Source organism: Clostridium lamae (assembly GCF_033043255.1).
Taxonomy (GTDB): Bacteria; Bacillota; Clostridia; order Clostridiales; family Clostridiaceae; genus Clostridium; species Clostridium lamae.
The window spans coordinates 1-12295 of the sequence record NZ_JASCQJ010000028.1 but is presented as its reverse complement, the minus strand read 5'-3'; the positions used below and the strand labels follow the sequence as shown (position 1 = coordinate 12295).

Below are 12295 nucleotides of genomic sequence, written 5' to 3'. Positions count from 1 at the left end.
TTTTATTTTTGTAAAATTATAACACTATTGTATTGCAAATATATTTTTAAAAAGTATTGCTATGCAGTATATATTATCTTATAATATAGTTATTATTATTAAGGAGGGTATTGTGAATAATTTTAATGAGGAATTTATAAAAATTGAATCTGAAAGAAATACATTAAAAAAATTAAACTCTAAACTTTTAGCTATTGAGCATGAAATTAATAAAACTGAAAAAACCTTTGAGGAATTAAAAATAAAATTATCTAAAGAAAAGAAGGATGTTGATAAACTTGAATCCTTTAGTCTATCTTCTATTTATTATAAAATGAAAGGTACAATAGATGAAAAGATTTCTAAAGAAAAATTTGAATTTTTAGAAGCTCAGGCAAAGTATATTGAATGTGATGATTATTTAAAAAGATTGTTATCTAATAAAAAGAGTATATTAAATGAAATATCACAATTAGGCGATTTAGATTTAAAATATAATAATTTATTAAATAAATCTGCCGATTATATTTTAAGCTTAAATAATGATAAAAGTAAAAAAGTATCAGAGATATTAGAAAGAATTAAGTTCATATCTATAGAAAAAAAAGAAATTCAAGAAGCCTTATTAGAAGGAGATAATCTTATTCCATATATAGATAATGCTATATCATCTTTAAATAGTGCAAAAAACTGGGGAATTTATGATATGATGGGTGGAGATTTAATAGCTACTATGGCAAAAAGATCAAAGATGAATGATGCCTCTACTGCACTTAATTCCATTAAAGTTATGCTTATCAAATATAATGCTGAATTAGATGATTTAAGCGAAAATATAACTATATCTTTAAGTTTAGACGGGATTTCAGGCTTTATGGATTATTTCTTTGACAACATTTTTACAGACTATTTTATTCAAGGTAAGATAAATTCTGCTTTGGATTCATCTATAAGCTTAAAGAACAAAGTGGTAAGTATACAAAATAAATTAACAAATAAATTTAATGTATATGAAAAAGATTTAATAAATTTAAAAATAAAATTGGAAGAGGAAATCAAAAAGTAAAAAAACAGGGTGAACCCTGTTTTTTTATTCTTATATTCTTAATGTTACTATTCCTGTAACTAATAATACAAATAAAACTATACATACAACAACTATATAAAGATTTTATATTACTTTCTTATTTAAATACTATTTCAATTCTATTCATTACATCTTTACCATTTAGTGACAGTTCAATAGTGTTACTTCCTTTGGTTAGAATTATATCTTTATATTTTTTTACACTTACAAACTCTCCATTGTTTTCTCTTATATAATATTCATCCAAAATTTTGCCATCTTTAAATCCACCTATTATGAATGCTGCTTCTTTTATATTATTATCGCTATTCTCTTCTTGTTTCTTCATTAAAACTATATAAGCTTTCTCATCTTGAGATGTACTTTCTTCTATAGGATTTTTATTCATTAAATCCTTATTTTCTGTAAAGATAGTCGGTGGTAAATAACTTCCTTTAAACTTAAGTGAAATATCATTTTTATCTTTTATATAAGTTATATAGCTATTACTTTTTGACATATCTATTGTATTATCAATACTTATAGTGTAAGTAAATAGAACTTTTTTTAACATAGGAATATAATCTTTTCTATCTGTATTTCCATTGTAATTCAAATTTCTTATATCTACCTCTAGTAATTCCATAGCACTACATGGGAATCCTTTATTATCAAAGTATCCCTTATCTATAAAATCAATCATTATCCACTTATTATATTCCTTACTCCAATATTCAACAACGTAGTAGGACCTTTCTTTATTAAAGCTTTCATTTGTCCTCTTAAATTCACCTAACCTTGCTGTATATCCAAGACTTGTTAAAACATCCCTGTAAATTATTCCAAGATCTCTAGCTGATGCTTTTTTCGAAGCACTCTTATCTTTTAATATATCAACTCCATTTATTCTACTTGTACTTGGGACATCATCAAATGTAATTATTTCATTAATTACACCAATAACATTTATAGCTTTCTTAATCATATCTTTTTCATCTTTAACTTTTTCTTCTAAATTATTAGTTTGTTTTAATATTTTTATTTTTTCATCATCTGTATCACTATAAAAAAACCTTATATTATTTTCGTTATATACATTTTCCCAGGATTCCACTCTTAATTCTTCTTTAAACTTATTATTGAAAATAAATATAAAACCAATAATTATAATTAAAAAAATTATAATAGAATTAATTACTTTCTTATTTTTTCTCATATACCCTCCAATAGCATCTATAATATTTTATAAAAATTATAAAAAAAGTGCTAAATAGCACTTTTAATATATCAATTTCATTCCAATAATATTAAATTCTTTAGTATCGTCTTCCATAAAGCCATCATAAGCTTTTTTAACGGTATTATAATTTTCTATTATTATACTTTTATCTTCTTCACTTATTCCAGCTGGCATTTCTGTATAAGCCGCTTTAAGATTCTCAAATCCTCTTAATAGATCTTTTTCAACCATCAAGTAATACCATGCTGCATTATTTAATGAAGTAACATCCTTTTCATTCATTGAATAAGCCTTACGAGTTATCTCTATCCCCTCGTCATTAAGACCTTCAGTTAAATAAAGAGCTCCTAAAGTTCTATAGTACTCTTGTATATTATCGTCAATTTTTATAGCTTCTTTAATATTTTCTATAGCACTTTCATAATTTTCAGCTTTTATATAAAGCTCTGCAACTCTTTTATATAAAGCACTATCCTCTTTTCTTATTTTGATTGCTAAATCAAAATACTCCATTGCCTTTTCATCATTAGAAACATAATTTGTATAATAATTAGCCAAATTTATAATCGCTTCATAATTAAAAGGTTCATTTTTTATAGCCTGTCTATAATATGCTTCAATCAATTGAAAGTCATTTTTAGCAATTAATATATTTGGAATTAATGTTCCAAAACTTTCAACATTATTACTATTAGAGTTAATGCTTTTTTTTGCATAAGCAAGAGCTTCATCATATTTTTCATTATTTAGAGCCTTAATAGATAATAAATAATATGTTGAGTAAGATTCCTTATCAATTGCCTTTGATTTATTTATAGCATCATCCAAATACTCATCTGCCTCAGCTTCACTATTGGAAATCTTATTCATATCATACTTTATAAGATCAGTTACTATACAGTCTATATTCTTTTCATCTAATTCTCTAATTAAACTTATTGATTTATCTGTTGTTTCTTTATTCATTGCATATACTTTCGATAGAAATACCTTATATGCATCTTCATCTGAATCTGTTATCATATTTTCTAATGTATTAATTAATGAGTCTTTATCAAATAAATACATATCACTAATTACATTATATACTTTCAAATCATTTTGATCTAAGTTCCATGCATCCTTTAATAACTCCAAACCATTATCCCATCTATTAATTAAAATATTCATATTTGCTAATGTTGCAATATCATATGAAGATTCTTTATCTAAAGGATATGTATCTATAATTTCAGCAGCCTTATATTCATTATTATTTAAAATATATGCCATAAATAATACTTTTGTAATATCTTTATTTACACCATAATCACCTAGATATTGTTCACCAAAGGATATAGCATCTACATATTCCTTATTAAAAGTAAAAGTAAATAACATTGAACTAATTAGTTCTAAGTCTTTTTCTTTGTACTCCTCATATCCTTCTTCTTTTATAATCTTGTCCCTTTTTACTAAAGCTTCTTTTAATAAAGTACTTGATTTAGCTGTTTCTCCTTGCAAAGAGTATATATCAGCAATTTCAACTGTCCATATTGGCCAATTGTCGCTTTCTTGAATTTTTTTATACTCTTCTATAGCTTCATCATATTTATTTTCATAATACAAATACTCTCCAGAGTTTTCAGTAAAATTCACTTCTTCTACAATTGTAAAATTCCTAATAGATAATATCATAATAAAAACAAAAAGACATGAAGCTCCAATAACAACAATTGGTTCTACATATTTATTTTTAGAATTTGCCTTTTTATAATAGTAACTTATTTTATTAAAACTCCTCTTTAAAGTATTATATATGACTTTAAATATACTTTTCCCCTTATTAAAAAAAGGTTTTGAAATCGTATTAAGCTTAGAAAAAAATCCCCTTACCTCTTTCATTTTTCCTCCAAATCAATTTTATCTATATGTTTTCTTTTATACATATTGATTTTATCAAATATCTACCTTATTTACAATTATAATTTTAGTAGTATTAGCTTTTTTCTAAACAAAAAAGCTAATAATATTTAATATCATTAGCTTCTTCATTCTAACTTATATTTGTAAGTTTCTCCTCAAGTTTTGCAACTATTTTATACATGATAAATGCAATTACTGATAATATTACAATACTCATCATAACCATATCTAACTGAGAAATCTGCCCTCCATACACTATCAAGAAACCAAGTCCCTCTCTTGCCACTAAAAATTCTCCCATTATTACTCCAACCCAAGATAACCCTACATTTATTTTCAACGCTGAAATTATCACTTGAATATTGGCTGGAAATATAAGATATCTTAATGTTTGAAATTTACTTGCTTGTAATGTTTGCATTAACTTTAATTTACCTCTATCAACCTCATTAAATCCAGTTAATACTGTTATTATAGTTGTTACAATAGATATAAGTAATGCTATTACAATAATTGCAGTCATCCCATTACCTACCCAGAATATTACTATAGGTGCTAAGGCAACTTTAGGTAGTGCATTTAATACTACTAAATATGGATCTAATATCTTTGAAACAAAGGGAAATGCCCACAAAACAATTGCAATTATAGCTCCTAATACAGTTCCTAATGTAAAACCTAAAATAGTCTCGAAACAAGTAATTAATATATGATTAAATAGTGTTCCTTCTTTAACAAATGAAATTAATGAATTTAATATTCTGCTAGGACTAGATGTTAAGAATGGATCTAAGATTTTTAATTGAGCTAATATTTCCCACAGCGCTATGAAAATTATTAATATACCCACTCTAAATAAAGTAATCTTAAATAATTCTACTTTTATTTTTTTTATATACTCTAAATGTTCCTTACTCATTTAATAAATCAAGCTCCTTCCATAATAAATTGAAATATTCATTAAACTCTGGCTCTTTTCGCCTTTGAAAAGGAGTTGCTTCTTTATTGTTAAATTCTATATTTACATCTAATTTTATATTTGCTGGTCTTTTAGTAAGAACTATTATTCTGTCTGAAGTTGCAATTGCTTCCCCTAAATCATGTGTAACCATAACCGCTGTCTTTCCTTCTTTCTTAATAATTCCCTTAACATCATCACACACCTTTAATCTTGTTTGATAATCTAATGCAGAAAAAGGTTCATCTAAAAGTAATACATCAGGATTTAATGCTAAAGTTCTTATTAATGCTACCCTTTGCCTCATTCCTCCAGATAATTCAGTAGGCTTATGATTTTTAAACCTATCTAACTGATAATTTTCTAATAACTTATCTGCTCTATTTATATTTTCTTCATTATCTATTTTTTTAATTTTTAGTCCAAGCATTACATTACTTCTAACAGAAAGCCATTCAAATAAATAGTCTTTCTGAAACATGTACCCCATTTTATCTAATCTATTTTTAATATCTTTATCATTATAAATTATTTTACCTTCAGAAGGCTTCAATAAGCCACTAATTATATTTAGTAGTGTTGATTTTCCACAACCAGATGGTCCAATTATGCTTACAAATTCTCCTTTTTCTATTGCGAAATTTAAATTATCTATAGCCTTAGTTTCTGCATTTACAGAGTGATAAGTTAGGCTTATATTTGAAATATTTATTAAACTCATTTCTCTAACCTCCTTTCATATGTATTAACCCTTATAAATATTACTATGGAGCTGTAAAAAAACAGCTCCTAATTTAAAATGTAAAAAACCTTTAGCGATTACTTTGCTTTCATAGCTTCTTCTGCGAAACTATTATTTACTATCTTTTCAAATGAAGGTCTTTCAGGTAATAAATTGCTATCATAGCTTTCTATAACATCCATTAATCTTTCTAAATCTTCTTTCTCTATTGATGGCTTTGTTGCAATAGCATCTATTTCTTTATAGTTCTTAACGACTGATACTATTATATCTTTGTCCGTTCCAGGGAAAAATGAAATTATAGAGTCTGCTATTTCTTCATCACTATGTGTATCAACCCACTTTTGTCCTTTATAAATTGCATTTGTAAAACTTTGTATTATTTCAGGATTTTCATCCATATATGATTTAGTAGCAAAGAAACCAGTATAAGGAAGATTCCCAACCTCTTTCCCGATAGATGCAATTATTTTTCCACTACCTTCTTTTTCAAGCATTGATGCAGTTGGCTCAAATAAAATTACATATTCTCCAGTTCCAGCCTTAAAAGCACCTGATGTAGCTGTAAAATCTATATTAGTAACTAAACTAACATCAGTTTTTGAATCTAATCCATTTAGCTTAAGTGCATATTCAAATGCCATTTGAGGAACTCCACCAGGTCTTCCCCCTATAATTTCAGCTCCTTTCAAATCAGTCCACTTAAAATTCTCATTTGCTTCTCTTCCTACTAAAAAGGCTCCATCAGTTTGAGTTAATTGTGCAAAAAGAACTGGATAATCCTCTCTACCTTGATTATTAATGTATATTACTTGCTCTGGTCCAGAAAAACCAATATCTGCATTTTTACTTAAGACTTGTTGCATAGTTTTATCTGCTCCTTGTCCAGTTGATAAGTCTATTTCTATACCTTCTTCTTCAAAGAAACCTTCATTTATTGCTACATACATAGGTGCGTAAAATACTGATCTTACTACTTCATTTAACCTAATTTTTGTTAATTCTTTGTTTTCATCAAAAGTTTTTTTACAAGAAATTAAACTTAAAGAAGTTACTCCTAATAAAGCAACTATTGATATAATTTTTAAAAATTTGCTTTTCATTTAATCCTCCAAAAGAATAGTAATTAATCTATGGTTTATAATATGAGTATATAGCAAATTTTGTTAAAAAATAAAGATTTATAATCTATTTTTACTTTTATTGAAATGTAAATGTTTTTACTCCATTTACATCTTTTTTTAATAATGTTAAATTAATAATAGTTTAAGGAGGTAATCTAATGAAGATATTTAGAGAAGCTATTATTATTCTAGGTATTTATTTAATTGGTGAGTTAATTTCTAAGGGATTTAATCTACCATTGCCAGGTAATATTATAGGAATGATAATTTTATTAATTTTATTATGTTCAAAAGTAATTAAAGTTGAAAAGATTGAAAGTATATCAACATTCTTTTTAGATCACTTATCTTTTTTCTTTATTCCTGCTGGAGTGGGATTAATTTCATCCTTCGATTCAATAAAGGATAGTTTAATTTATATTTTACTTTTATGTATAATTACTACTGGTATTGTTATTATCGTTACCGGCACTGTGGTTCAGTATATTATAAAGATTAAAGGTAATAAAGTTAAGAAAGGGTGTAAAACAGAATGATAGGAATTTTATCAGAAAACACTTTATTTGCATTAATAATTTCGCTAATAGCATTCGAAATTGGTTTATTTATTTATAAAAAAACTAAATTTCCACTTTTTAACCCATTACTAATTGCAATAGCCTTAGTTATTAGTCTTTTATTGATATTTAACATTGATGTAGATACATATAACAAAGGCGGTCAATTTATAAATATGTTTCTTGGCCCTGCTACTGTAGTTTTAGCAGTTCCCTTATATAAGCAATTGCATTTATTGAAAAAGCATTTATTACCTATACTTTTAGGAATTTTAATTGGTAGTACTATAGGGATTTGTTCTGTTATTTTATTATCGAATATATTTGGTATGGAAAAAATACTAACCATATCTCTGCTATCTAAATCTGTTACTACTCCTATTGGTATAGAAATCACAAATCAACTTGGCGGATTAGCACCTGTTACTGTTCTATCTATAGTTATATCTGGAATAATTGGAGCTATAATTGGACCACTATTATGCAAGATCTTTAAGATTAATGATAAAATTGCTATTGGTATTGCATTAGGAACCGCTTCTCATGCTGTTGGAACAACAAAAGCATTAGAACTTGGTGAAACTGAAGGAGCCATGAGTTCGTTATCTATAGGAATTGCTGGTATTATGACAGTATTCTTGGCTCCAACAATATATGGTTTATTATCATTTTTAATAAAATAAAAGAGAATATAAATTTAAGAAACTCTCAACAACTTGATAAAATCAAGTTGTTGAGAGCTTTTCATTCTTTCATTCTTTCATTTTTAATTCTGTTCTTGGTTTTTTATCTTTAATAATTTTGTATTTAAAATCCCAATATTTGATGATTTCAATACTCTTTGTGTATTATTTCTTGTATAAGCTTCAAGTTTAGTCATAAATTCTTCAGGTCCTATTTCCTGATCATTAACAAGTTTTAATCCTTTTTCCCAAGATGCAGTCAATGCAGGATTCAAAAGTGAAGGTATTGAAACTCTTATAGCCTCATAAATCATCTCGCCTAGATTAGTAGGTGTTATAATCTGTGTTTTCTTGTTAGCTTGCATATATTCAATATTAATTAATTTCTTCAGAATTTCAGCCCTAGTTGCTGATGTTCCAATTCCAGCTCCTTTTATATGCTCTCTTAACTCTTCATCCTCAATAAGTTTCCCTGCATTTTCCATAGCTATTATCATAGAACCAGTCGTATATCTTTTTGGTGGTGAAGTTTCCCCTTCCTTGATTTCCAATTCATTAATAATAACCTTAGTACCTTTTCTTAAATTTTCAGGAAAGGCATCTTCTTTCTCTTCTTTATCGTTACCTAATATTACTAGATACCCTTTATCAACACAAATCTTCTTATTTATAATAAAATTTTCTTTTCCAACTAAAATGGTGATAGTCATTTTACTATATTGAGCTGGAGGATAAAATATGGATAAAAATCTTCTTAAAATAACAAAGTACACTTGTTTATCTAAACTAGGTAATTTCAATAAGGTATCTTTTCCCTCTCCAGTTGGTATTATTGCATAGTGATCAGTAATTTTACTATCATCTACATATTTACTTTTTAGTATGCTTTTTGAATAATCCTTTTCTATTATTTCATTTGCTACATTAGATAAATCTTCACCTATAGGCATATTTTTAAGTTTAATAATATTGCCTTTAATTCCCTTTGCCACTGCTGTAGATAATACTCTTGCATCAGTTCTTGGATATGTAACCATCTTCTTTTCATAAAGATTTTGAACAATCTTTAATGTTTCATCTGGACTAATTTTAAATCTTTTTGTACATTCATTTTGAAGTTCTGCTAAATTATATAAAAGAGGAGGATTCTTCTTTTCCTTTGTTTTCTTAACCTCTTTTATGTTTCCAAAGCCTATATCTCTAAGCCTTGTAATTAATTCCTCAGCATCTTCCTTTTTATTAAATCCTACTTCACTATATAATTTAGGAGATTCAAAATACTCTGATCCTTCAATTGCCTTCCAATCAGCCATTATCTCTACAGTATCATCTTCCTTAGAGAAATTACCTGATATTTTATAAAAGGATTTTTTATTAAAATCTCTAATTTCTCTTTCTCTTTCTACTACCATGCCAAGAACACAAGTCATAACTCTTCCTACAGCTACAACAACATTTTTATCTTTCTTTAAAACATTTGCTAAAGTCTTGCCATATAACAATGTCAGTAGTCTAGAAAAATTTATTCCAAATATATAATCCTCTTTAGCCCTTAAGTATGCTGAATGTGCTAAGGAGTCATATTCGGATAGAGGCTTTGCTTCTTTTATCCCTCTTTTAATTTCTTCTTCAGTTTGAGAGTCTATCCAAACTCTTTTCTTCACTTTATTTGGATTACCAGCCATATCGTCAACTAATCTATATATATACTCTCCTTCTCTCCCTGAGTCAGTACAAACATATATAGTTTCTACATCTTCCCTATTCATTAAACTACTTACAACATTAAATTGTGCAGAGGCAGAAGGAATTACTTCATATTTGTATTCTTTGGGTAAAAAAGGTAAGTCTCTTAAATTCCAAAATTTCAATTTTTCATTATAAACTTCTGGATAACTCATAGTAACCATATGTCCTACACACCATGTAAAGATGCTTCTTTCACCCTCAATATATCCGTTGTTTCTTTTTCCTTTTACATTCAACAACTTCACAAACTCCATAGCCACTGAAGGTTTTTCTGCAATAAATAAAGTTTTGCCCATAGAAACTTCCTTTCTAAATAAAAATAAACCTTCAAAGAAGGTCTACTTTATTATACTACATCTTGATTTACATTTCATTAAAAACCCATATAAAGAAATTTAAAATTCCTGCAAAAACTGACCAAATCATATATGGAACTAGCAAAAACCCTGCAACTTTATCAATTTTTATAAACTTTATAAAGGTTATTACAACAAAAATAAATAATATTATTATCCATATAAATGATAGACCATATAATCTAAACGTAAAAAATATAAAGCTCCACATAAAATTCAAAATTAATTGCACTAGATAAAAGAAATATGCTCCGTTATCATAATTACTTTCTTTATTTTTTATGTATATTCTATACGCAGCAATCCCCATAAGTACATACAATATACTCCAAACTATAATAAAAACTATACTTGGTGGTGTAAAAAAAGGTTTTTTTACAGTAGTGCTATAAAGACTCATAGCATTCCTATTAATATATGAAACTATAAATCCACCAAGCAACGGAATCAGTATGTTTAAAATTAAGGGGATAATCTTTACATTTAATCGAACTTTATTTTTCATATATATCACTCCTATAAATATTCCTTATTATATATGCAAAGAAAAATAAAGTTATGTTATTAAAAATATATGTCTGAGAACTCTATATCAATTTTCTGTTTAATTTCATTTATTTGAGCGTAATTATTTATATAACTACAATCACCCTTTATGTTTTTATCATATGGAAGTACTATTTTAAATATATTTCCATATGTAGGTCCAACACTTATGCTAATTTCTCCTCCATGAAGTTCAACTAATCCCTTAGTTAAATATAATCCTAGTCCACTTCCTTCTGATGGTCTATTTAATGAAGAATTAATCCTTGTGAACTTCTCAAAAATTTCATTTCTCTTATCTTCAGGAATACTATCAGCGTCATTTATTACTTCAATAACTATATTATCCTCTTCAACCTTTACAGTAACGTCAATATTTCCATTTTGCTTTCCATATTTTAAGGAGTTTGATAATATATTTAACATAATTCTTTCTATATAATCTTTATCGCACTTTAAGTATATCTCTTCATATTGGGGATCATAAATAATTTTTGTTTCTTTAAGCTTCATATAATAATCACAGGCTAATATAACATTTTCCACGATATCTACTATATTATAAATATTAAGTTGAATATCTAAATAACCTTCTGAAAGCTTATTGCTATCTATAAAATTATTTATAGTTCTAATAAGTCTTAGACAGTTTTGCTTAATTACTTTATTATTCTTATTAATGCTGTCAATCTTATTATCCTTTAAATATATGTCATTTAATTGAAGTGCGGAATATATAACGTTAATTGGCGTTCTTAACTCATGAGAAATATTTGAATAGAACTCATCATTAATATTTTCTTCATTAATATTTTCCTCTATTTTTACTATTTCTTCTTTCTGCTTAATAATTTCTGTTATATCGTAAAAAACAAGTGCTTTTTTACTATTATCAATATTAATTAAATATATCTCATAATCTCTCATTTCACCAATTTTATTTTTAATTTGTATTTTTACAAAAAAGTCTTCTATATTTTTATCACTCTCATATATTTTTCCAGTTATTTTGTTTAAAACATTTTCTAGAGTTATTTTCCTATTACTGTAATCATTCTTATTTACTTCTGTATTAAATAATTCTTCAAAATTAAATAATTCTTCAAGGCAATTAGAATAACTTAATATATTATTTTCAAAAACTAATAGTCCCTTAGAAAATGCTTGTACAACATCCAAATATTTTTTTTCACTTTTTGCTAATAATAGGTTTAACTCTGTAAGTTCTTTCTCTCTTCTCTTCAACATTTTATTTAGATTTTTTTTAATATCCTTAGACTTCTTAAAGCTTTCAAATGCATTTAAATAAGCATTGTCTAATAAATTTTTTTCAAATTTATCATATAATATAAATAATGAAATTAATTTGCTAATCCATATAAAATAAGAA

General features: G+C 26.3%; 11 protein-coding genes. 3 read left to right on the top strand and 8 right to left on the bottom strand.

Annotated elements, in window-relative coordinates:
• Nucleotides 1–112 precede the first annotated feature (112 nt).
• On the top strand, nt 113–1045 hold the full coding sequence (locus tag QK892_RS12820) for a hypothetical protein (RefSeq protein ID WP_317273930.1): 933 nt from the start codon (nt 113–115) through the stop codon (nt 1043–1045).
• A gap of 118 nt (nt 1046–1163) precedes the next feature.
• Here QK892_RS12820 and QK892_RS12815 read toward each other — a convergent pair whose 3' ends face one another.
• The 5 genes from QK892_RS12815 to QK892_RS12795 form a co-directional block, all read right to left on the bottom strand.
• Nucleotides 1164–2261 carry a hypothetical protein gene (locus tag QK892_RS12815; protein WP_317273929.1) on the bottom strand — a complete coding sequence of 366 codons (1098 nt, stop codon included), beginning with the start codon at nt 2259–2261 and terminating at the stop codon, nt 1164–1166.
• 63 nt (nt 2262–2324) lie between these two features.
• Nucleotides 2325–4169, bottom strand: coding sequence for a tetratricopeptide repeat protein (locus tag QK892_RS12810; RefSeq protein WP_317273928.1), 1845 nt, complete (start codon nt 4167–4169; stop codon nt 2325–2327).
• A 151-nt stretch (nt 4170–4320) separates the two neighbouring features.
• Nucleotides 4321–5109, bottom strand: coding sequence for an ABC transporter permease (locus QK892_RS12805; RefSeq protein WP_317273927.1), 789 nt, complete (start codon nt 5107–5109; stop codon nt 4321–4323).
• Entirely contained in the window at nt 5102–5869 is a 768-nt protein-coding gene (locus QK892_RS12800; RefSeq protein WP_317273926.1) for an ABC transporter ATP-binding protein, read from the bottom strand. The genes QK892_RS12805 and QK892_RS12800 overlap by 8 nt, the downstream gene beginning before the upstream one ends.
• A 98-nt stretch (nt 5870–5967) precedes the next feature.
• Nucleotides 5968–6993, bottom strand: coding sequence for an ABC transporter substrate-binding protein (locus QK892_RS12795; RefSeq protein ID WP_317273925.1), 1026 nt, complete (start codon nt 6991–6993; stop codon nt 5968–5970).
• Between the two features lie 179 nt (nt 6994–7172).
• Here QK892_RS12795 and QK892_RS12790 point away from each other — a divergent pair, with 179 nt between their 5' ends.
• Nucleotides 7173–7550, top strand: a complete 378-nt coding sequence (locus tag QK892_RS12790) for a CidA/LrgA family protein (protein WP_317273924.1) — start codon at nt 7173–7175, stop codon at nt 7548–7550.
• Nucleotides 7550–8254 carry an LrgB family protein gene (locus QK892_RS12785; protein WP_317273959.1) on the top strand — a complete coding sequence of 235 codons (705 nt, stop codon included), beginning with the start codon at nt 7550–7552 and terminating at the stop codon, nt 8252–8254. The genes QK892_RS12790 and QK892_RS12785 overlap by 1 nt, the downstream gene beginning before the upstream one ends.
• 83 nt (nt 8255–8337) lie before the next feature.
• Here the strand turns inward: QK892_RS12785 and QK892_RS12780 are convergent, their stop codons facing one another.
• From QK892_RS12780 to QK892_RS12770, 3 genes are all read right to left on the bottom strand, one after another.
• A complete protein-coding gene (locus QK892_RS12780) occupies nt 8338–10299 on the bottom strand; it encodes a DNA topoisomerase (protein ID WP_317273923.1) in 1962 nt (653 codons plus the stop codon).
• A 67-nt stretch (nt 10300–10366) separates the two neighbouring features.
• Complete coding sequence (locus QK892_RS12775; protein WP_317273922.1) at nt 10367–10864, bottom strand: TspO/MBR family protein; 498 nt, start codon at nt 10862–10864, stop codon at nt 10367–10369.
• Nucleotides 10865–10923: 59 nt separating this feature from the next.
• A partial coding sequence (locus QK892_RS12770; RefSeq protein WP_317273921.1) for a sensor histidine kinase occupies nt 10924–12295 on the bottom strand: 1372 nt, incomplete at its 5' end.